Source organism: Variovorax paradoxus, from assembly GCF_030815975.1.
Lineage (GTDB): Bacteria > Pseudomonadota > Gammaproteobacteria > Burkholderiales > Burkholderiaceae_C > Variovorax > Variovorax paradoxus_N.
The window spans coordinates 4,980,701-5,000,409 of sequence record NZ_JAUSXL010000002.1 but is presented as its reverse complement, the minus strand read 5'-3'; the positions used below and the strand labels follow the sequence as shown (position 1 = coordinate 5,000,409).

Annotated in this window: 20 protein-coding genes, 1 other RNA gene and 1 pseudogene; 14 read left to right on the top strand and 8 right to left on the bottom strand. The window is 67.1% G+C overall.

The annotated features are described in order from the left end of the window. The first annotated feature begins 7 nt into the window (after positions 1 to 7). Positions 8 to 880 (top strand): class I SAM-dependent methyltransferase, encoded by an 873-nt coding sequence (locus tag QFZ47_RS27310; RefSeq protein WP_307658608.1) that lies wholly within the window; start codon positions 8 to 10, stop codon positions 878 to 880. A 77-nt stretch (positions 881 to 957) separates the two neighbouring features. On the opposite strand, the gene ffs is transcribed toward QFZ47_RS27310, so the two are convergent. Next, positions 958 to 1,054: signal recognition particle sRNA small type (ffs, locus tag QFZ47_RS27305), an RNA gene on the bottom strand. A gap of 179 nt (positions 1,055 to 1,233) precedes the next feature. Between ffs and dnaX the strand changes: the two genes are divergently transcribed. The 7 genes from dnaX (at position 1,234) to QFZ47_RS27270 (ending at position 7,564) form a co-directional block, all read left to right on the top strand. Beyond that, positions 1,234 to 3,090 carry a DNA polymerase III subunit gamma/tau gene (dnaX, locus tag QFZ47_RS27300; protein ID WP_307658607.1) on the top strand — a complete coding sequence of 619 codons (1,857 nt, stop codon included), beginning with the start codon at positions 1,234 to 1,236 and terminating at the stop codon, positions 3,088 to 3,090. Between the two features lie 97 nt (positions 3,091 to 3,187). Next, a complete protein-coding gene (locus QFZ47_RS27295) occupies positions 3,188 to 3,520 on the top strand; it encodes a YbaB/EbfC family nucleoid-associated protein (protein ID WP_012747441.1) in 333 nt (110 codons plus the stop codon). Positions 3,521 to 3,527: 7 nt separating this feature from the next. Then, positions 3,528 to 4,118 (top strand): recombination mediator RecR, encoded by a 591-nt coding sequence (gene recR / locus QFZ47_RS27290; RefSeq protein ID WP_307658606.1) that lies wholly within the window; start codon positions 3,528 to 3,530, stop codon positions 4,116 to 4,118. Positions 4,119 to 4,166: 48 nt separating this feature from the next. Next, positions 4,167 to 4,559 (top strand): MAPEG family protein, encoded by a 393-nt coding sequence (locus tag QFZ47_RS27285; RefSeq protein WP_307658604.1) that lies wholly within the window; start codon positions 4,167 to 4,169, stop codon positions 4,557 to 4,559. 169 nt (positions 4,560 to 4,728) lie between these two features. Further along, positions 4,729 to 5,763, top strand: a complete 1,035-nt coding sequence (locus QFZ47_RS27280; protein WP_307658603.1) for an ABC transporter substrate-binding protein — start codon at positions 4,729 to 4,731, stop codon at positions 5,761 to 5,763. 74 nt (positions 5,764 to 5,837) lie between these two features. Next, entirely contained in the window at positions 5,838 to 6,734 is an 897-nt protein-coding gene (locus QFZ47_RS27275; protein WP_307658602.1) for an ABC transporter ATP-binding protein, read from the top strand. Continuing rightward, positions 6,731 to 7,564, top strand: a complete 834-nt coding sequence (locus QFZ47_RS27270; protein WP_370880621.1) for an ABC transporter permease — start codon at positions 6,731 to 6,733, stop codon at positions 7,562 to 7,564. Before QFZ47_RS27275 ends, QFZ47_RS27270 begins: the two co-directional genes overlap by 4 nt. Before the next feature lie 40 nt (positions 7,565 to 7,604). Here QFZ47_RS27270 and QFZ47_RS27265 read toward each other — a convergent pair whose 3' ends face one another. Continuing rightward, positions 7,605 to 9,218, bottom strand: coding sequence for a transglycosylase SLT domain-containing protein (locus QFZ47_RS27265; RefSeq protein WP_307658601.1), 1,614 nt, complete (start codon positions 9,216 to 9,218; stop codon positions 7,605 to 7,607). Next, entirely contained in the window at positions 9,215 to 9,994 is a 780-nt protein-coding gene (gene gloB, locus QFZ47_RS27260; protein ID WP_307658600.1) for a hydroxyacylglutathione hydrolase, read from the bottom strand. Before gloB ends, QFZ47_RS27265 begins: the two co-directional genes overlap by 4 nt. A 19-nt stretch (positions 9,995 to 10,013) precedes the next feature. Here gloB and QFZ47_RS27255 point away from each other — a divergent pair, with 19 nt between their 5' ends. Further along, positions 10,014 to 10,769 carry a class I SAM-dependent methyltransferase gene (locus QFZ47_RS27255; RefSeq protein ID WP_370880650.1) on the top strand — a complete coding sequence of 252 codons (756 nt, stop codon included), beginning with the start codon at positions 10,014 to 10,016 and terminating at the stop codon, positions 10,767 to 10,769. A 28-nt stretch (positions 10,770 to 10,797) separates the two neighbouring features. Next, positions 10,798 to 11,247: a ribonuclease HI gene (gene rnhA / locus QFZ47_RS27250; protein WP_047783547.1), complete on the top strand. Its 450-nt coding sequence runs from the start codon at positions 10,798 to 10,800 to the stop codon at positions 11,245 to 11,247. Between the two features lie 11 nt (positions 11,248 to 11,258). Here rnhA and moeA read toward each other — a convergent pair whose 3' ends face one another. The 5 genes and pseudogenes from moeA to QFZ47_RS27225 form a co-directional block, all read right to left on the bottom strand. Continuing rightward, complete coding sequence (gene moeA, locus QFZ47_RS27245) at positions 11,259 to 12,575, bottom strand: molybdopterin molybdotransferase MoeA (RefSeq protein ID WP_307658598.1); 1,317 nt, start codon at positions 12,573 to 12,575, stop codon at positions 11,259 to 11,261. Then, positions 12,572 to 13,223 (bottom strand): annotated as a pseudogene (gene mobA / locus QFZ47_RS27240) (molybdenum cofactor guanylyltransferase MobA). Before mobA ends, moeA begins: the two are co-directional and overlap by 4 nt. Continuing rightward, the gene (moaA, locus tag QFZ47_RS27235) at positions 13,220 to 14,371 is read right to left on the bottom strand and encodes a GTP 3',8-cyclase MoaA (protein WP_307658596.1); all 1,152 of its coding nucleotides are present in this window, start codon (positions 14,369 to 14,371) and stop codon (positions 13,220 to 13,222) included. The pseudogene mobA and the gene moaA overlap by 4 nt, the downstream one beginning before the upstream one ends. Before the next feature lie 117 nt (positions 14,372 to 14,488). Further along, entirely contained in the window at positions 14,489 to 15,922 is a 1,434-nt protein-coding gene (locus QFZ47_RS27230; protein ID WP_307658595.1) for an aldehyde dehydrogenase family protein, read from the bottom strand. 20 nt (positions 15,923 to 15,942) lie between these two features. Beyond that, on the bottom strand, positions 15,943 to 16,497 hold the full coding sequence (locus tag QFZ47_RS27225; protein ID WP_307658594.1) for a peroxiredoxin: 555 nt from the start codon (positions 16,495 to 16,497) through the stop codon (positions 15,943 to 15,945). Between the two features lie 137 nt (positions 16,498 to 16,634). Here QFZ47_RS27225 and QFZ47_RS27220 point away from each other — a divergent pair, with 137 nt between their 5' ends. The 4 genes from QFZ47_RS27220 (at position 16,635) to QFZ47_RS27205 (ending at position 19,679) form a co-directional block, all read left to right on the top strand. Beyond that, the gene (locus QFZ47_RS27220) at positions 16,635 to 18,209 is read left to right on the top strand and encodes a phospholipase D family protein (protein WP_307658593.1); all 1,575 of its coding nucleotides are present in this window, start codon (positions 16,635 to 16,637) and stop codon (positions 18,207 to 18,209) included. Positions 18,210 to 18,289: 80 nt separating this feature from the next. Next, a complete protein-coding gene (locus QFZ47_RS27215) occupies positions 18,290 to 18,658 on the top strand; it encodes a hypothetical protein (RefSeq protein WP_307658592.1) in 369 nt (122 codons plus the stop codon). Next, positions 18,645 to 18,875: a hypothetical protein gene (locus tag QFZ47_RS27210; protein WP_012747462.1), complete on the top strand. Its 231-nt coding sequence runs from the start codon at positions 18,645 to 18,647 to the stop codon at positions 18,873 to 18,875. The genes QFZ47_RS27215 and QFZ47_RS27210 overlap by 14 nt, the downstream gene beginning before the upstream one ends. A 192-nt stretch (positions 18,876 to 19,067) precedes the next feature. Then, positions 19,068 to 19,679, top strand: coding sequence for a hypothetical protein (locus QFZ47_RS27205; RefSeq protein ID WP_307658591.1), 612 nt, complete (start codon positions 19,068 to 19,070; stop codon positions 19,677 to 19,679). Positions 19,680 to 19,709 lie beyond the last annotated feature (30 nt).

Below are 19,709 nucleotides of genomic sequence, written 5' to 3'. Positions count from 1 at the left end.
ACCCATCATGACCACCGTCACAGCCCCGCCGGCATTCAACGCTGCCGCCTTCAAGACCACCACCCGGGCTCAGTGGCAAGCTGCCGCCGAGGCCTGGCATCGCTGGGGGCCGTTTCTCGGTCGCTGGCTGGGCGATGCAACGGAAACGATGTTCGACCTGGCCCGCATCGGGCCCGGCAGCCGGGTGCTCGACGTCGCGGCTGGTGCAGGAGAGCAGTCGATCGGTGCTGCGCGGCGCGCGGGCGCCAGCGGCCACGTGCTCGCTACCGACATCGCGCCGGCCTTGCTCGAGCGCGCGGCGGCGGATGCCAAGGCCGCGGGACTGTCGAACCTCGAGACCCTGGAACTCGACGGCGAGGCGCTCGACACGCTGCCCGCCGGCAGCTTCGACGCGGCAATCAGCCGCGTGGGCCTGATCTACTTTCCCGACCAGCAGCGCGCGCTCGCCGGCATGCGGCGGGCCTTGCGTCCGGGCGGGCGGGTGTCGGCGGTCGTCTACTCGACTCCCGAGCGCAATGCCTTCTTCTCGATTCCCGTAAAGATCATCCGCGAACGCGCGCGGCTTCCCGCGCCGCTGCCGGGCCAGCCCGGGCCCTTTTCGCTCGGTGCCGAGGGTGCGCTCGAGGCCGCGTTTGCCAAAGCGGGTTTGCGCGACATCGAGGTGCGCCGGGTGCCGTCGCCGGTGCGGCTGGCGAGCGCAGCCGAATGCGTGCGCTTCGAGCGCGAGTCCTTCGGAGCGCTGCACCAGATGATGGTCGGGCTCGACGAGGCCGAGCGCGCGAGCACCTGGGATGCCATCGAAGAGGCGCTGCGACAGTTCGAAGGCAGCGAAGGCTTCGTCGGGCCGTGCGAGATGCTGGTCGGTGCCGGAAGCGCGTGAAGGTGGGAGCAGGGCTCGCAGCCCTTCTTTCAGCGCGTGAGTTCTTGCCTTGAGAACTCACGGCTTTTTGATGTTAGGTTGACGAGCCTTACCCCTGGCACTGACTACGCAGTTAGGGCTGCTTGGTTCCCCACCTGACCCGGTTGGCCACTTCACCATGCAGGGAGGCCCGTCAGCACTTATTGTAACCCCCCAGGCTGCGCGCACTTCGTGTCGCTTCGCCCACCCCCCTGCTGGGGGCGACACCAGAGGCCCGGCAAAGCCGGTTCCTCGGTGTCCCACGAAAAAGAGGGGGCCATTTTGATTGCGGGGTGAGGGCAAGAGGGGCCGCGGCGCCTTTTAGAATGCCCGCAATGTCTTATCTCGTGCTCGCTCGCAAGTTCCGTCCGAAAACCTTCGGTGAGATGGTTGGCCAGGGGCACGTGGTGCAGGCGCTCGAGAACGCGTTGACCACGCAGCGCCTGCATCACGCCTATCTTTTCACCGGGACGCGGGGCGTGGGCAAGACCACCGTCTCGCGCATTCTGGCCAAGTCGCTCAACTGCCAGGGCCCGGACGGGCAGGGCGGCATCACGGCCACGCCGTGCGGGGTGTGCCAGGCCTGCAAGGACATCGATTCGGGCCGCTTCGTCGACTACACCGAGCTCGACGCGGCATCGAACCGCGGCGTGGACGAGGTGCAGTCGCTGCTCGAACAGGCGGTCTACAAGCCGGTGCAGGGGCGCTTCAAGGTCTTCATGATCGACGAGGTGCATATGCTCACCAACACCGCGTTCAACGCGATGCTCAAGACGCTCGAAGAGCCGCCGGAGTACCTCAAGTTCGTTCTTGCCACCACCGATCCGCAGAAGGTGCCGGTCACGGTGCTGTCGCGCTGCCTGCAGTTCAACCTGCGGCCGATGGCGCCCGAGACGGTGCTGGAGCACCTGACGAGCGTGCTGCAGACCGAGCAGGTGCCGGCCGAGCCGCAGGCGCTGCGCCTGCTGGCGCGCGCGGCGCGCGGCTCGATGCGCGATGCGCTGTCGCTGACCGACCAGGCCATCGCGTTCGGCAACGGCGAACTGCTCGAAACCGGCGTGCGCCAGATGCTCGGCAGCGTCGACCGCGGCCATGTGTTCCAGCTGATCGAGGCGCTGGCGCAGGGCGACGGCAGGACGGTGGTCGACACCTCCGAGGCGCTGCGGCGCGACGGCATGTCGGCCGCTTCCACGCTGGAAGAAATGACCGCAGTGCTGCAGGCCATGGCCGTGCTGCAGGCTGTGCCCTCGCGGGCGGAGTCGGCCGATTCGGCCACCGACCCCGACGCGGCCGAGACGGCGCGCCTCGCGTCGCTGATGCCTGCCGACGAAACCCAGCTGCTCTACAGCCTGTGCCTGCACGGGCGCGGCGAGTTGGGCCTGGCGCCCGATGAGTACGCGGCGCTGACCATGGTGCTGTTGCGGCTATTGGCCTTCAAGCCTTCCAACGCGGCCGCTTCTTCGGCCTCCACGGAAAAAAAAACTCTGAATGAAGCCCGCCGGGCTGTTTCGGCCGCTGCGGTCGCAGCGCCGGCCCGGGTCGCGGCGGAGATCGCCGCAGCGCCGGTTTCGGTTTCGGCCGCTGCACCGGCGCCTCCAGCCATCCCGGCGCCCGCAGGCCAGCGTCTGGCCGTGGTCAGCGAACCCATGCGCCCGGGTGGGCCCAGGCCTTCCGCCGCGGCCGAGCCCTCGGCGCCTGCCGAGGCGCCCCGGGTGCTTGCTGTTCCCATGCGCGTGCAGCCGCCGCCGAGCCAGCGGGACGTGCCGCGGCCCGACGAGCAGCGCGGTCCGGCGCAGCCCATTCCACCGAGCGAGGACGGCGATTTCTGGCATGCCACGGTCACGCAGATGATCGCGGCCGAGAGCATCAACGCCCTGGCGCGCGAACTCGCACTGCAGTCGCAGCTGGTGGCGCGCGATGTCGACCAGTGGATACTTCGCGTGGAGCGCGAACTGCTCAACCAGCCTTCCGCCCGCGAAAAGCTCACGGATGCGTTGGCCGCGCTGGGCCATGGCGTGAAGCTCGCCATCGAGATCGGCGGCGTGGTCGACAGCCCCGCGCGCCGCAACAAGCAGGCGGCCGACGAGCGCCAGCGCGTGGCCGAGGAGGCCATTCGCAGCGATCCCGAAGTGCAGATGCTGATGCGCGAATTCGATGCGAAGATCGTGCCCGGAACACTGAAGCCGGCCTGACGCAACGCCACTGAAAACCCGTGCCGGCTCTTGCGGCATTCGGCATCGACCGCCATCTCTCTTATCCTTCCCCCATTCCAACCAATCAGGACCAACGATGTTCAACAAAGGACAACTGGCCGGCCTCATGAAGCAGGCGCAGGCAATGCAGGACAACCTCAAGAAGGCCCAGGAAGAACTGGCCACCATCGAGGTCGAAGGCGAGTCGGGCGCGGGCCTGGTCAAGGTCGTGATGACCTGCAAGCACGACGTCAAGCGCATCACCATCGACCCGAGCCTGCTGGCCGACGACAAGGACATGCTCGAAGACCTCGTGGCTGCCGCCTTCAACGCCGCGGTGCGCAAGGCCGAGGAAACCAGCGAGCAGAAGATGGGCAAGCTCACCGCAGGCATGCCGGGCCTCCCGCCCGGCATGAAGCTGCCGTTCTGAGCCATTGATGGCCGACGCCAGTTCGCTCGACGCGTTGGTCGATGCGCTGCGCCGCCTGCCCGGTGTCGGCGTCAAGTCGGCCTCGCGCATGGCGTTCCACTTGCTGCAGCACGACCGCGAGGGCGCGCAGCTGCTTGCGCGCGCATTGCAGCAGGCGGCTGGCAACGTGCGGCATTGCGAGCGCTGCAACACCTTCACCGAAGCGCCGGTCTGCCACGTGTGCCTCGACACGCGCCGCGACGCGAGCAAGCTTTGTGTGGTCGAAACGCCCGCGGACCAGGCCGCGCTCGAGCGCACCGGGGTTTTTCGCGGCTACTACTTCGTGCTGATGGGCAAGCTCAGCCCGCTCGACGGCATCGGGCCCAAGGACATCGGCCTGCAGAAGCTCTTCGACCGCGCGCTCGACGGCACCGTGAGCGAAGTCATCCTGGCCACCAACTTCACGGCAGAGGGCGAAGCCACCGCGCATGTGATCGGCGAAGCGCTCAGGCAGCGCGGCCTCAACGTGACGCGCCTCGCGCGCGGCGTGCCTGCCGGCAGCGAACTCGAATACGTGGATCTCGGCACCATCGCGCATGCCCTGGTAGACCGCCGATAGCGTGCAGCGGCCGCTGCAGCCGCTCTGCCGAACGGAGACAACATTCCAATGACTTTTTCCCTGCTCACCATCGCCTACTGGTGCGTGTTCATCGCCTGCGGCCTGCCGTATCTCGCGGCATGGGTCGCCAAGGCCGGCAGCTTCGGCCCGCGAGACAACGTGCAGCCGCGCGACTGGGCCGCAAGGCAGAGCGGCTGGCGCGCGCGCGCCAACTGCGCGCAAGCCAACAGCTTCGAAGGCCTTCCGTTCTTCATCGGCGCGGTGATCATCGCGCATCAGCTCGGCGCCAACCAGGCGCGGCTCGACATGCTGGCCGCGGCCTATGTCGTATTGCGGGTGGCCTATATCGCGCTCTACATCAAGGGCATCGGCTCCGCGCGCAGCGCGGTCTGGGCGCTCGGTTTCCTGGTCAATATCGCCATTCTTTTTCTCGCGCGATAAGCGCGCAAACAGCCTCTGCGGCGCCCCGCCACAGGCCGTTCGGCACAGGCCGCGCGGAGGTCTTCATGCTTACGTGGAAACCCGCACGGGATGACCCCGATGCAGGCAACAGGGGCGCACCCCTAAGCTCGATCGGGTTCACAGAATCAAGAGCCCGCAGGATCGCTCCATGCTCCACCGCAGAACCCTCATGACAGTCTCCGCAGTCGCTGCAGCAACGATTGCGCTGCCGCGGGTCTTTGCGCAAGCCAAGCTCGAGAAGACGAAGATTTCCATCGCAGTGGGGGGCAAGGCGGCGTTCTACTATTTGCCGCTCACCATTTCCGAGCAGCTCGGTTATTTCAAGGCCGAGGGCCTCGATGTCGAGATCTCCGATTTCGCCGGCGGCGCACGCGCGCTGCAGGCCGTGGTGGGCGGTTCGGCGGACGTGTGCTCCGGCGCCTACGAGCACACCATCAACCTGCAGGCCAAGAACCAGTTCTTCCAGGCCTTCGTGCTGCAGGGCCGCGCACCGCAGATCGCGGTGGGCGTCTCGACCAAGAACATGGCGGGCTACACGGGCATTGCCGATCTCAAGGGCAAGAAGATCGGCGTCTCGGCGCCAGGCTCCTCGACCAACATGGTGGCCAACCTCGTGCTGTCGCGCGGCGGCCTCAAGGCCAGCGATGTGAGCTACATCGGCGTGGGCGTGGCGGCCGGTGCGCTCACCGCATTGCGCTCGGGCCAGATCGATGCCATCAGCAATACCGACCCCGTCATGACCATGCTCGAGCAGAAGGGCGACGTGAAGATCATCAGCGACACGCGCACGCTCAAGGGCACGCAGCAGGTGTTCGGCGGGCCGATGCCCGCGGCCTGCCTCTACGCGCCGGTCGACTTCATCCAGAAGAATCCCAACACCTGCCAGGCGCTGGCCAATGCCATCGTCCGTGGCCTCAAGTGGCTGCAGACGGCCGGGCCCGGCGACATCATCAAGACAGTGCCTGAAACTTACCTGCTCGGCGACCGCGCGCTGTACCTTGCGTCCTTCGACAAGGTGCGCGAATCGATCGCCACCGACGGCCTGGTGCCGGCCGACGGTCCGAAGACGGCGCTCACCGCCATATCGAGCTTCGACACGGCCGTGAAGGCCGACAAGATCGACCTCATGAAGACCTACACCAACGATTTTGCTAGGCGCGCGAAAGACAGGTTCAAAGCCTGACTCCGAACGTCCCCGCGACCCGGCCTCGGCCGGGTTTTTTCTTGTGGCGGCCGATGCCAGAATTCCTGCCAGACATGTCCGACTACGCACTCGAGCTTCTCTCCATCAGCTGCACCTTCCACTCGAAGGACGATCCGGGCCAGCGCTATACCGCGGTGGCCGACACCACGCTGCGCGTGCGGGCCGGGGAGTTCGTCTCGGTGGTGGGCCCCACGGGGTGCGGCAAGTCGACCTTGCTGAACGTGGGCGCCGGTTTGCTCGAGCCTTCGTCGGGCAGCATCAAGGTCTTCGGCCAGACGCTGGCGGGCGTGAACGCGCGCGCGGGCTACATGTTCCAGACCGAAGCGCTGATGCCGTGGCGCAGCGCCATCGACAACGTGATGGTCGGGCTGCAGTACCGCGGCGTGCCCGATGCCGATGCGCGCGAACAGGCCGAGGCCTGGCTTTCGCGCGTGGGCCTTTCCGGTTTCGGCGACCGCTATCCGCACCAGCTCTCGGGCGGCATGCGCAAGCGCGTGGCGCTGGCGCAGACGCTGGTGCTCGACCCCGACATCATCCTCATGGACGAGCCCTTCAGTGCGCTCGACGTCCAGACTCGGCAGCTGATGGAGAACGAAGTGCTCGAACTCTGGAGTGCGCCGAGCGAGGGCCGCCGGGCCGCCCCAAGGCCGGAGCTCACCCCCTCGGGGGGTGGGCGCACAGCGCCCGGGGGCACACACGGACGGAAGGCCGTGCTCTTCATCACGCACGACCTCGACGAAGCCATTGCAATGAGCGACCGGGTGGTGGTGCTGTCGGCCGGCCCGGCCACGCATCCGATCGGCGAGTTCGCCATCGACCTCGCGCGCCCGCGCGACGTGGCCGAGGTGCGCACGCAGCCGCGCTTCGTCGAACTGCATACGCAGATCTGGGAGGTGCTGCGCGACGAGGTGCTCAAGGGCTATGCGCAGCAGCTGAGGAAGGCCGCATGATGCCGCGCCTGAACGAACGCAATGCGCGCTTCTGGCAGCTGGTGCTGCTCGCGATCATCCTGGTGGGCTGGCATGTGGCGTCGCGCAACCAGCAGATCGCCTTTTTCCTTGGCGAGCCGATCCAGGTGGCGGGGCGCATCTGGAGCTGGTTCCTGCCGTTCGAGGTGCCGCCGAACCTGCTGTTCCCGGAAGGCCTGAAGGGCAATGCCGACATCTACCGCCACCTGGGCACCACGCTGCTCGAAACAGTGCTGGCCTTCGGCATCGGCACTGTGCTCGGCCTGGCCTGCGGGCTTTGGCTGGCGCTGGCGCCCACGGCGAGCCTGATCCTCGATCCCTACATCAAGGCCGCCAATTCGATGCCGCGCGTGATCCTGGCGCCGATCTTCGCGCTGTGGTTCGGCCTGGGCATCTGGAGCAAGGTGGCGCTGGCCGTCACGCTGGTGTTCTTCATCGTTTTCTTCAACGTCTACCAGGGCGTGCGCGAGGTGAGCCCGGTGGTGCTGGCCAACGCGAAGATGCTCGGCGCCAACCAGCGGCAGCTGCTTCGCACCGTGTACCTGCCGAGCGCGACGAGCTGGGTGTTCTCTAGCCTGCACACCTCGGTGGGCCTGGCCTTCGTCGGCGCGGTGGTCGGCGAGTACCTGGGCTCGGCACGTGGCGTGGGCTACCTGATTCTCCAGGCCGAAGGCACCTTCGATGTGAACACCGTCTTTGCCGGCATCGTGGTGCTGACGGCCTTTGCGCTCTTGCTCGACGGCCTTGTCGGCCTGATCGAGAAGCGCCTGATGAAGTGGCAGCCGCGCAGCGGGGAGACCGAAAAACTCTAGCGCTGCGTGCGCCCGGGCCTTGGCTTTCGCTGTCCCGGGTTCAGCGCTTTTTCTTCGACGGCGTGCCGCCGCGCTTCTCGCGCACGACCTGCTTGCCTGCCGGCGACTTCACCACGTTGCTGCCGCGTGCAGCAACCGCCTTCACCGGGCTGCCGCCGCGCTTGGCGGCAACGGCGGCTCGGCCGCGAACCGGTGCCGCGCCTGTGCCGACACGGGCTTCGGGCGCAGCGCGAACCGGCAGGTACACCACCACGCTGTAGCCGCGCTTGAACGAATGATTGGGCTTGACGTCGTTCCACTCGGCCACGCTGGCGGGCTTGAGCTTGTAGCGGCGCGCGATGCTGGCCACGCTGTCGTTGCGCCCCGCCTTGACGGTGGTGCGGCGGTTGACGATCTCGGGCTGGAAGCTCAGATGGCCGCTGTCCGCCACCAGCGCCGTCACGTCTTCCTTGACGCGGGCGCCGCGCGGCACGATGAGCGTCGAACCGGCCTTGATGAGCATGCGCGGCGGAATGCTGTTGAGTGCGCGCAGGTCGGCCTCGCTCATGCCCGAGCGCTGGGCGACGTCGGCGACTGTCATCGTGGTGGGAACGACCCACGCCGTCCAGCTGGCGTACTGGCCTTGCGAGTAGGCATCGAAGTTGCGCTGGAACACAGCCGCGTTGTCCCAGGGCAGCAGGATCTGCGGTGTGCCGGCCGCAAGCAGAACCGGCTTGTGCGCGGCCGGGTTGAGGGCGCGGAAGTCCTCGAGTCGGATGTCGGCCAGCTTGGCGGCCAGTTCGACGTCGAGGTCGCGCGTGAGCGTCACGGTCTGGAAATACGGGTGGTTCGCGATCAGCGGCAGCTCGGTATTGAAGGCCTGCGGATTGGCCACGATGTTCTTCACGGCCTGCAGCTTGGGCACATAGAGCCGCGTTTCGGCCGGCATCGAAAGATCGCTGTAGGTGGTGGGCAGGCCCAGGCGCTGGTTCTTGGCGATGGCGCGGCTCACGCTGCCTTCGCCCCAGTTGTAGGCCGCCAGAGCGAGCTGCCAGTCGCCGAACATGCCGTAGAGCTTTTGCAGGTAGTCGAGTGCGGCGCGCGTGGAGGCCACCACGTCGCGCCTGTCGTCGCGGAAGATGTTCTGCTTCAGGTCGAAGTCGGTGCCGGTGGCCGGCATGAACTGCCACATGCCCGCTGCGCGCGCGCTGGAAATGGCTTGCGGGTTGAACGCGCTCTCGATGTACGGCAGCAGCGCGAGTTCGGTCGGCATGTTGCGCCGCTCGAGTTCCTCGACGATGTGGAAGATGTACTTGTTCGAGCGCTCGGTCATGCGCTGGATGTAGTCGGGGCGGCTGGCATACCACTGCTCGCGGTCGCGCACCAGGTCGCTCTCGAGGTTCGGCATCTTGAAGCCGCGGCGGATGCGGTCCCACATGTCGGCGGGCGGCGCCAGCGTGATGACGCTCTGCGAATGGGCCTCGCTGCTGGTGATGGGGGTGAGCGGCCCGCCCGGGTAGACCGGGGCGGCGCTGCCGGAGGCCTTGGAGCCGGTGCCGCCGCTGGTGGCGGTGGATTGCGGGGAGGTGGTGGAGGAGGAAGACGGGCTGGTGGTGCCCGCGCAGCCCGCGAGCAACAGTGAGCCTGCAAGGCAGACAGCAGCGATAAGTTTCATCGGAAGTCGTTTTTCCATTGGCGCAGCGCGGCAAACACGTCGGCTTCGGCCGCATCGGCGGAAAGCTCGGCGTGCTCGCGCACCGCTCTAAGGACAGTGGCTTCGCGGCTGCGAAGAAAGGGGTTGATTCGGCGTTCGGTGGCCAGTTGCGCGGGCAGCGTGGGCTGCCCTTGCGCGCGCAGGCTTTCGCAATGCGCGATGTACTGAGTCAGATCGGCATTGCCGGGTTCCACCGCGCGGGCGAAACGCAGGTTAGCAAGTGTGTATTCGTGCGCGCAGCACACGCGGGAGTCGCCAGGCAGCGCCGCCAGCGCATCGAGCGAGGCCAGCATTTGCGCCGGCGTGCCCTCGAACAGCCGGCCGCAGCCGCCGGAGAACAGCGTGTCGCCGCAAAAAAGAAGCGGCGCCCGGCCTGCGCTGGCGGGCAGAAAGTAGGCGATGTGGCCGGCCGTGTGGCCCGGCACGTCGATGACCGCGAAGCGCAGCCCGAGCACCTCGGCGCTGTCGCCGTGCGACAGCGGCGTGAAGGGCTGCGGAATGCGCTCGCGCGCCGGGCCGAAGACGGGTGCGCCGGTTGCCGCATGGAGCGCGGCCACGCCGCCCGTGTGATCGGGGTGATGGTGCGTGACTAGAATCGCGGCGAGCTGCAGCTTGTCGCGCGCCAAGGCGTCGAACACCGGTTGAGCGTCGCCCGGGTCCACCACGATCGCGTTGGACCCGTCCTGCAGCATCCAGATGTAGTTGTCAGCGAAGGCGGGCAGCGGAACGAGGGTCATGAGCGGTCAAATTATAGGTTTGCAGGATTGGTTCGCGACCCCCCCCGGCCGCTACCTGCTCGCATGGGAGCAGGCCCAGTTCGACGAGGCCGTGGCGGATGTTTTCGGCTACCACGCGCTGCAGCTCGGCGCCGCCGGCGTCGATGGCCTGCGCAGCAACCGCATGCCGCACCGCTGGCTGGCCCTGCCCGACCCTGGCCAGCAGTCCGGCAGGGCTGCGCTGTTCACCGATTTCACGGCGCTGCCGTTTGCCGCCAACAGCCTCGACCTGGTGGTGCTGCCGCATGCGCTGGAGTTGAGCGAGGATCCGCACGCGACCTTGCGGGAAGTGGAGCGGGTGCTGGTGCCCGAAGGCCGCGTGGTGATCTGCGGGCTCAATCCGGCCAGCCTCTGGGGCATGCGGCAGCGCCGCGCGCACCTGTACCGCAAGCTCGGGTTCGGCGACCTCTTCCTGCCCGAGGGCGGCGAGTTCATCGGCTACTGGCGCATGCGCGACTGGCTGCGGCTTCTGAGCTTCGAGGTGGAGTCCGGGCGCTTCGGCGTCTACCGGCCTGCGGTGCGCAGCGAGGCCTGGCTCGAACGCTGCCGCTGGATGGACACCGCCGGCGAGCGCTGGTGGCCGATCTTCGGCGCGGTGTATTTCCTGGTGGCGGTCAAGCGGGTGCGCGGCATGCGCCTGCTCAGCGCTGACTGGCGCCGTGCAGCGGCGCGCGCCACCGCGCCGGTACCCATCGCAGGCAAGATGCACAAGGCTCGCACCGAGTGCACCGATTGAATATTGAAAGAAGAAGGAAAAGAGCGTTTTGAACGAAGTCGTGATCTACACCGATGGTGCATGCAAAGGCAACCCCGGCCCCGGCGGCTGGGGCGCGTGGCTCAAGTCGGGCGCCACCGAAAAGGAACTGTTCGGCGGCGAACTCAACACCACCAACAACCGGATGGAGCTCACCGCCGTCATCGAGGGACTGGCCGCGCTCAAGCGGCCCTGCAAGGTCATCCTCTACCTGGACAGCCAGTATGTGCGCATGGGCATCACCGAATGGATCCGCGGCTGGAAGGCCAAGGGCTGGCGCACCTCGACCAAGCAGCCGGTCAAGAACGTCGAACTCTGGCAGAAACTCGACAAGCTGGTGGCCGAAGGAGGCCATCTGATCGAATGGCGCTGGGTCAAGGGCCATTCGGGCGACGTCGGCAACGAACGCGCCGACATGCTCGCCAACAAGGGCGTGGACAAGGCGCTGGGCCGGATCTGAGCCTTGACCCTCTAAGCCTCCAGCATCATCACGTCGACTTCGTCGCCCGCGGCCACGCTGCCTTGGTCGTGGTGCAGCACCACGAGGCCGTTGGCCTCGACCATCGAGCTCAGCACGCCGGAGCCCTGGTTGCCGGCAATGCGAACCTCGGGCAGCGCACCGGTCACGGCCCGCACGAAGCCGCGCTGGTATTCGGTGCGGCCGGGTTTCTTGCGGATGGCGCTCGCGGCGCGCGCGCGCAGCAGGGGCGGCGGCGCTGCAGCAATCTCGTGGCATCCCATCATGCGCAGCAATGCGGGCCGCACGAAGGCGAGAAAGGTGACCATGACGGCCACCGGATTGCCGGGCAGGCCGAAGAGCACCGCCGAGCCTGGCCCGGGCGAGGACTGCTGTCCGCGCGGAACGAGCCCGACCGCCATCGGCCGGCCGGGGCGCATGGCAACGCGCCAGAAAGCCATGTCGCCGAGCTGCTGCATCACGGCGCGCGTATGGTCGGCCGCGCCGACGCTCACGCCGCCGCTGGTGATGATGGCGTCGGCCTCGCCGGCGGCACGCTGCAGCGTGGCGGCGAGGGTGGCCGGATCGTCGCGCACCAGGCCCAGGTCGATCACCTCGCAGCCCAGCCGCGTGAGCAGGCCGAACACCGTGTAGCGGTTGCTGTCGTACACCGCGCCTTCGCGCGGCGGCTCGCCGAGGGTCAGGATCTCGTCGCCGGTCGAGAAATAGGCCACGCGCAGCCGCCGCAGCGCGGGCACCGAGGGCAGCCCCAGGCTGGCGACCATGCCCAGAGCGGCGGGCGACAGGCGCTCGCCGCGCCGCAAGGCCGGCTGGCCCTGCATGAGGTCTTCGCCCGCAAAGCGGCGGTTGTCGCCGCGGCGAAGCACCTTGACGGGAAAGCGCACGCGGTCGCCGTCGACCTTGCAGAACTCCTGCGGGATCACGGTGTCGAGCCCTTCGGGCATCACCGCGCCCGTCATGATGCGAACCGCATCGCCGGCAGCCAGCGCGCCGCGCCAGGCCGCGCCGGCCAATGCGGTACCCACCACGCGCAGTTCGATGGATGCGTCAGTGGGCGAGTCGTCCCGCAGGATCGCGCCGTCGAAGGCAAAGCCGTCCATCGCGGAGTTGTCGTGCGGCGGCACGCTGACCGGCGAAATGATGTCGTCGGCCAGCACGCGGCCCAGCGCTTCGCGCAGCGCGACCTCTTCGCGTTCCGACACCACGGCTGGCGCCACCAGTTGCGCCAGAAAGGCCTGGACACCGCCGACGCTCAGCGCCTGGGGGTCGTAGCCGGCAAGCGCGGCGGCAATGTCGGCGATGCGGCTCATCGGTTTTCCAGCGCGTGCAGTTCGGCCAGCGTGTTGGCGTTGAAGAAGGCGTCGGGCGCGTCGCCGGGCCGGTCGAAGGGCACGAGCACGGTGCGGTGCTGTGCGGTCCAGGCGTCGATCTTGCGGCCGCCGGACTGGGTGAAGTTCACCAGGCTTTCGAGCAGCGCGGTGTGCAGCAGGCAGAACACCGGCTGCGGCCGGCAGCACCGGCGCCGTGCCGGGCTCGGCGGCGGTCTCGGGGGCGCTGACCATGGCAATTTCCGCGTCGTTGGCCGTCAGTGCCTCAGCCAGCCGGCTCGCCAGATCGAGCGGAAACAGCGGCGTGTCGCAGGGCACGGTCAGCAGATAGGGCGTTTCGCAGCGCTCGAGCCCGGTCAGGAAGCCCGCCAGCGGGCCGGCATAGTCGGCCAGGCTGTCGGGCCACACCGGCACGCCGAAGGACTCGTAGGCCGCCAGGTTGCGGTTGGCATTGATCATGACCTCGCCCACCTGCATGCCCAGGCGCAGCACGGCGTGCATCGCGAGCGGCGAGCCATTGAAGTTCTGCAGGCCCTTGTCGATGCCGCCCATGCGCGAACCGCGGCCGCCGGCCAGCAGCAGCCCGGTGATCTCGCTGGGGGAAATGGAATCTTGTGTATTTGGGGTCATCCGCCGATATAGCTCATTTCGACGCGGCGCGGCGCCGGGTCGCTGGTGTCGTGTTCGCCGCTTTCGGGGCCGCGGAGTGCGCGCAGTTCGGAATAGCGGTCGACGCGGCCCTGCCAGATGTGGCCGATGGCGGAGCTGATGTCCTCGTCGGTGCCCGTGCCGCGCAGCAGCGGCCGCAGGTCATGGCCCGCGCTCGCAAAAAGGCAGAGGTAGAGCTTGCCCTCGGTGGACAGGCGCGCGCGGCTGCAGTCGTGGCAGAAAGCCTGGGTCACGCTGCTGATCACGCCGATTTCTCCGCCGCCATCGGCGTAGGCCCATCGCCGGGCGGTTTCGCCCGGCGCGCTGGGTTCGAGCGGCACCAGCGGAAACTCGGCGCCGATGCGCGCAACGACCTCGGCCGAGGGCAGCACCTCGTCCATGCGCCAGCCGTTGGTGGCGCCCACGTCCATGTATTCGATGAAGCGCAGCACCACCTTGCCGCCGTGGTGGTCGCGGAAGTAGCGCGCCATCGGCAGGATCTCCTGCTCGTTGGTGCCGCGCTTGACCACCATGTTCACCTTCAACGGGCCCAGGCCCGCGGCCAGCGCGGCGTCGATGCCGGCGAGCACGTCGGCCACCGGAAAATCGACGTCGTTCATGTGGCGGAACACCGCGTCGTCCAGGCTGTCGAGGCTCACGGTCACGCGCTGCAAGCCGGCGGCGGCCAGCGCGGCGGCCTTGCGCTGGAGCAGCGAGCCGTTGGTGGTGAGCGTGAGTGCGAGCGGTTCACCGGCCGGGGTGCGGATCTCGGACAGCTGCTCGATCAGCCCCTCGATGTTCTTGCGCAGCAGCGGCTCGCCGCCGGTGAGCCGGATCTTGCGCACGCCGTGGGCCGCGAACAGGCGCGCGAGCCGGGTCATTTCCTCGAAGCTCAGCAGCGCGCTGTGCGGCAGGTACTGGTAGTCCTTGTCGAACACATCCTTGGGCATGCAGTAGCTGCAGCGGAAGTTGCAGCGGTCGGTCACGCTGATGCGCAGGTCGGTCAGCGGCCGGCCCAGTCGGTCGAGCAGCCGCCCCGTGGCGGGCACGGCGACCTCCGGAACCGGCACCGCAGGACGTGCGCGGCCGATCTCGGAGAGCGGAATGACGATGGTGCTTTTGCTGTTCATGGGGCAAGGGCCAATTTACTCCATCGGATATGGACCGACCCGGAAAAGGCTACTCCGAAAGGCCGCCAGTCACACCGGCCGCCAGACGCAGCGCGCCCCGTCCACCTCGATGCAGCCTCAGCCGTGCTTGATGGCGACGGTCTTGAGCGTGGTGAAGCCGTAGAGCGCTTCAAAACCCTTTTCGCGGCCGTAGCCCGACGACTTGACGCCGCCGAACGGCAGTTCCACGCCGCCGCCGGCGCCGTAGTTGTTGATGAACACCTGGCCGCTGCGCACCCGCTTGGCCATGCGGAACTGCCGCGCGCCGTCGGCCGTCCACACGCCGGCCACGAGGCCGAACTGCGTGGCATTGGCGAGCGCTACCGCTTCGTCCTCGTCGGCGAACTGCATCGCGGCGAGCACCGGGCCGAACACCTCTTCCTGCGCCAGGCGGTGGTTCACCGGCACGTCGCGCAGCAGGGTGGGGGCCTGGTAGAAGCCGGTTTCGGGCGCCTCGTCGACCACGATGCCGTGGGCCACCATCGGGATGCCCGCCACCTGGGCGTCGCTCAGGAAATCCCACACGCGCTGCTGCTGCGTCTGGCGGATCAGCGGGCCGACGTCCAGGTCCATGGCGGCGGGGCCGACCCGCAGGGCCTCGAAGGCATGGCCCAGGCGTTCGAGCAGCGGCTCGTAGATGCCGCGCTGGATCAGCACGCGCGAGCCGGCCGAGCAAGTCTGGCCGGCGTTCTGCACGATGGCGTTGATGATCACCGGGATGGCCGCGTCGAGGTCGGCGTCGGCGAAGATGATCTGCGGGCTCTTGCCGCCGAGTTCGAGCGTGACCGGGCAATGCCGCTCGGCCGCCACCTGCTGGATCAGCGTGCCGATCTTCGGGCTGCCGGTGAAGCTGATGTGGTCGATGCCCTCATGCCGCGCAAGCGCGTCGCCCACTTCATGGCCGTAGCCCGTCACGATATTGAGCGCGCCGGCCGGAAAGCCGACTTCAGCCGCCAGCTGCGCCACGCGGATCAGCGAGAGGCAGGCGTCCTCGGCCGGCTTCACCACGCACACGTTGCCGGCGGCCAGCGCGCCGCCCACGCTGCGCCCGAAGATCTGCATCGGGTAGTTCCACGGAATGACGTGGCCTGTGACGCCGTGCGGCTCGCGCCAGGTGAAGACGCTGTAGCCGTCCTGGTAGGGAATGGTCTCGCCGTGCAGCTTGTCGCAGGCGCCGGCATAGAACTCGAAATAGCGCACCAGCGCCAGCGCGTCGGCGCGGGCCTGCTTCACCGGCTTGCCGCAGTCGCGCTGCTCGATGAGGGCGAGTTCGTCGATGTGCTCGGCAACCTTCTGCGAGAGCTTGTAGAGCAGGCGGCTGCGGTCGGCCGCGCTCACCTTGTGCCAGACACCCTCGAAGCAATCGCGCGCCGCTCGCACGGCGGAATCGATGTCGGCGGCATTGCTACGCTGGATTTCGTCGAAAGGCTGGCCGTCGGAAGGATCGAGCACCTGCAGGGTGCGGCCGGAGGATGACGGGACGTCGGCGTTGGCGATGAAGTTGAGTTGCATGGGGCGGGATTTTGCACCTGCTACCTGGGCGAAGCCGGCCGCGGCAGCGCCCGAACCGCGTTGAGCATGCGCTCCACATGCTTGTCCGGATTGAGGTTCTGGTAGTAGTAGGCCACCTTGCCGTTCGGCGCAATCACATACGAAAGACGATTGGCGAAGTCCGGCCGGGTCTGCATCAGGGCGTCGAAGCCGTTGATCACGGACTTGGATTCGTCCGAGGCCACGGGAAAACGGCTCTGGCAGGACTTGACCGAAAACTTCGAGAGCGTGTCGATGTCGTCGGCCGAAACCCCGATGACAGTGGCGCCGAGCGCCGCGAACTGGTCGACGGCTTCGGCAAAGGCATGCGCTTCGATCGAACAGTCGCTGGAGTCGGCCGCCGGAAAGAAGTACAACACCACCGGCCCCTTGGCCAGCGCGTCGGCCAGCGAATAGCGGAAGGTCTTGCCGCCCAGCGCGGCAGTGGCAATGAATTTGGGTGCCGGGTCGCCGATGTCCAGGGCGGCCCAGGCGGGGAGTGCCAGCCCGGCTGCGACCGTCATCAATGCGATGCGTGAGAGGATCGGTCTTGCCATGGTGTAACTCCTAGCAGGTGTGAAACGAATTCTAGGAGGGTGAGCAACTTTCGATGCGACCCAGATGAAACCAAACCGGCGGGCGCATCCATGGCAGGGGGCCAAGAAACCAAAAGGGCTGCGAGCAGCGATCCATCATGAACCCCTGGACTCAACTTCTGCGAATTTGCCTGGCCAGCGCCATGGCCATGGCGCTGGCGGCATGCGGCTCGCTGCCGCCGGCGCGTGAGCGGGCGGCCGTGAATGCCGCCGCGGCCGACCCATCCACCACGCTGGCAAAGATCGCGGCAGCCTCGACGCCGCCCGGCGAGCACTCCGGCTTTCGCCTCATGCCGCTCGGCGTGTATTCGCTGGACGCGCGCGTCCAGCTTGCGCAGCGCGCCCAGCGTTCGCTGGCGGTCCAGTACTACCAGTTCGAGAACGACGCCACCGGACGCCTCCTGATGCGCGCGCTGCGCGAGGCCGCCGCGCGCGGGGTGCAGGTGCGGCTGTTGGTGGACGACCTCTACACCGTCAAAAGCCAGCAACTGCTGCTGGCGCTTTCGGATACGCCCAACGTGGCTGTGCGGCTGTTCAATCCGTTCTGCTGCGGGCGCAACGGCTTCCTGTCGCGCTTCATGGCGTCGCCGCACGAAATAGGGCGGCTCAACCACCGCATGCACAACAAGCTGTTCGTCGCGGACGGGGTCATGGCGGTGGTGGGCGGCCGCAACATCGCCGACGAGTATTTCGTGCTGAGCGAGGCGCAGAACTTCATCGACATGGACGCACTGGTGGTGGGCAAGGTGCTGCCGCAGCTGGAGTCGATCTTCGATGCCTACTGGAACAGCGTGCAGGTCTGGCCGATTGCCGACATCGTGCGCGGCGAGAACGGCCGCACGCCCACGGTCGCCGACTTCGACGCCTGGATCGGCATGGCGGCGCCGCCGCCGAAGATCCTGCTTCCGCCGTCCGACGTGCTGGGCTACGGGCCGATCGCCGAAGAGCTCGATGGCGGCCGCATGGGGCTGCTGTGGGGCGAGGCCCGCGCCATTGCCGATCCGCCCACCAAGCCGACCACGATGACCGAGGACGAGGCCATTGCCACCAGCGTGACGATGAAGGTCTGGACGCTGCTGATGGACGCCAAGTTCGAGGTCGACCTGACCTCTCCCTACCTGGTGCCGGGCGAGCGCGGCATGGCGGCATTCGAAGACTTGGCCAGGCGCAAGGTCAAGCTCACCCTGCTGACCAACTCGCTGGCGGCCAACGACGAACCGCTGGTGCACACCGGCTATGCGCGCTACCGCGAGCGGCTGCTCAGAAGCGGCGCCGACCTGTACGAGCTGAGCCCGCAGCGCACCACCGCGGGCGAGCGCTTCGGCATGTTCGGCAAATCGCTGGGGCGGCTGCACTCCAAGACCGCGGCCATCGACAAGACGCGCATCTTCATTGGCTCGATGAACCTCGATCCGCGCTCGGCGAGCCAGAACACCGAGATGGGCGTGGTGGTCGACAGCCCCCAGCTGGCGCGCGAGATGCTGCGGGTCATCAACATCAGCAAGCTGCAGAACTCGTACCGCCTGCGCATCGCCAAGGACACCGGCACGCTGCAGTGGCTCACGAACGACGGTGAGAATGAGGTCATCCTGACGTCGGAGCCGGAATCGAGCTTCTTTCAGCGGCTGCACAACCTGATCATTGCGCCTCTCGTTCCCGAAATGTTGCTTTAACCACCCGTGGTGGCGCCAACCTCGGCGCCATCGACCCCCACGCCGTAGCAGCCACTTGCATAAGCGTATGCTGCCCCCAGATGCAATCCATGAACACGACCCACAATCCGTCTCCCAAGACCGATCTGGCAGTGACCCACGTGCTGGCTCAACTGCTGGAGCGGCTTGAGCACAGCGCCGTTCCCGTAGGCGCCGAACAATACCGCTCGGTGGTAGAACACTTGGTGCACGAATTCAACGACGTTGAACCGGGCGCCGACCTGGGTCGTCTGCTCGACGCCTATCCTGCCGCCGCCGAGGTCTATGAAAACCTCAATTACCAACATGCCGGCCTCTGCCGCTCGACGCTAGACACGGCGCTTGCAGCCGAAGTCAGCGCCAGAGAAGCCATTGCACGCGCCATGCGCAACACTGAACCGAAAAAGGACAAAGCCGATGGCCAAAGCTGAGGTCAAGACCGCCGTTGTGGCCGATGGCCTGCGTTACAAGTCGAAAGCGCCGGGCTCGCCGTTCCGCGCCTCGGCGTCGTTCAGCGGGGCAACCATGTCCTGCTTCATGTGCGGAAAGCACCGCGTACGGTCGCAATTGCGCACCCGCCAGGTGCTGGGCAAGTCGCAGACCGTTTGCGCACCCTCGTGCAAGGCACTCGACGAATCGCTTGAATAAACCGGGATTCGCCGGCTTGGCAGGGCCGGGCGACGCCTTGGCGACAATGCCCGGGCGCGCATTGCAGATTTTCTTTCCAAATCCGCCGCAATCGATATACAGTTAGACACAATTGATGCATTTATTGCATTAGTCAAAAGTTCTAATTCGTAGCCGACGGCAAATGATTTCGTATATATGCAATGACGCCCAGTGCCGGGCGATCTGCGGAAGGAACCTGCAATGAACAAGTCGCGTCATGTGGTCATGCAGGTGGTCAAGCGTTCTTCCGGAAGTGCAACCCACCATGTGGAATTCCTCATGGACAACATTTTTGCGGAGCGCCTGCGCCAGCTGCGTTCGCTGGTTCCGCCGCTGGGCAGCCTCAACAAGCAGCGCGATCTGGTGATCGACAAGGTGCGCGTGCGCCTTCCGAATGCCATCTGGCGCACGGGAAGCCAGGTCGACGATGGCGTGGAGGGCTCCTGCATCGTCATTGCGGCAGAAGGCTCGTTCAATTGCGGCGGCAAAGACCGCACGACGCGTGAAAAGCTGGTCACCTACAACTTTTCGATTTCGCGCCTGATCGAATTGCACGCCGAACGGCCCGACGGCGAAACCCTCTACATTCGCGATGGCACCTTCGCCAACGACGAACCCGCCGAGTCGGCCGCCGGCCTGTGGGTTGCTTCGCTGAATGAACCGGAAGTCGTGATGCGCGTTCCGGATGCCCCTTCGGACTTCGATACCCTGCACGACCTGACCATGCGCCCCGAGCAGCGGGCGGCCATCAGCCCTCCCACGCACCGGGCCAGCTTCTACTAACAGGCGGCGGCACCCGTCTCGGCTGCCGCG

Coding starts and splice junctions, on each gene's coding strand:
- QFZ47_RS27310 (WP_307658608.1), top strand. CDS start 8: ATGACCACCGTCACAGCCCCGCCGGCATTCAACGCTGCCGCCTTCAAG.
- dnaX (WP_307658607.1), top strand. CDS start 1,234: ATGTCTTATCTCGTGCTCGCTCGCAAGTTCCGTCCGAAAACCTTCGGT.
- QFZ47_RS27295 (WP_012747441.1), top strand. CDS start 3,188: ATGTTCAACAAAGGACAACTGGCCGGCCTCATGAAGCAGGCGCAGGCA.
- recR (WP_307658606.1), top strand. CDS start 3,528: ATGGCCGACGCCAGTTCGCTCGACGCGTTGGTCGATGCGCTGCGCCGC.
- QFZ47_RS27285 (WP_307658604.1), top strand. CDS start 4,167: ATGACTTTTTCCCTGCTCACCATCGCCTACTGGTGCGTGTTCATCGCC.
- QFZ47_RS27280 (WP_307658603.1), top strand. CDS start 4,729: ATGCTCCACCGCAGAACCCTCATGACAGTCTCCGCAGTCGCTGCAGCA.
- QFZ47_RS27275 (WP_307658602.1), top strand. CDS start 5,838: ATGTCCGACTACGCACTCGAGCTTCTCTCCATCAGCTGCACCTTCCAC.
- QFZ47_RS27270 (WP_370880621.1), top strand. CDS start 6,731: ATGATGCCGCGCCTGAACGAACGCAATGCGCGCTTCTGGCAGCTGGTG.
- QFZ47_RS27265 (WP_307658601.1), bottom strand. CDS start 9,218: ATGAAACTTATCGCTGCTGTCTGCCTTGCAGGCTCACTGTTGCTCGCG.
- gloB (WP_307658600.1), bottom strand. CDS start 9,994: ATGACCCTCGTTCCGCTGCCCGCCTTCGCTGACAACTACATCTGGATG.
- moeA (WP_307658598.1), bottom strand. CDS start 12,575: ATGAGCCGCATCGCCGACATTGCCGCCGCGCTTGCCGGCTACGACCCC.
- moaA (WP_307658596.1), bottom strand. CDS start 14,371: ATGAACAGCAAAAGCACCATCGTCATTCCGCTCTCCGAGATCGGCCGC.
- QFZ47_RS27230 (WP_307658595.1), bottom strand. CDS start 15,922: ATGCAACTCAACTTCATCGCCAACGCCGACGTCCCGTCATCCTCCGGC.
- QFZ47_RS27225 (WP_307658594.1), bottom strand. CDS start 16,497: ATGGCAAGACCGATCCTCTCACGCATCGCATTGATGACGGTCGCAGCC.
- QFZ47_RS27220 (WP_307658593.1), top strand. CDS start 16,635: ATGAACCCCTGGACTCAACTTCTGCGAATTTGCCTGGCCAGCGCCATG.
- QFZ47_RS27215 (WP_307658592.1), top strand. CDS start 18,290: ATGCAATCCATGAACACGACCCACAATCCGTCTCCCAAGACCGATCTG.
- QFZ47_RS27210 (WP_012747462.1), top strand. CDS start 18,645: ATGGCCAAAGCTGAGGTCAAGACCGCCGTTGTGGCCGATGGCCTGCGT.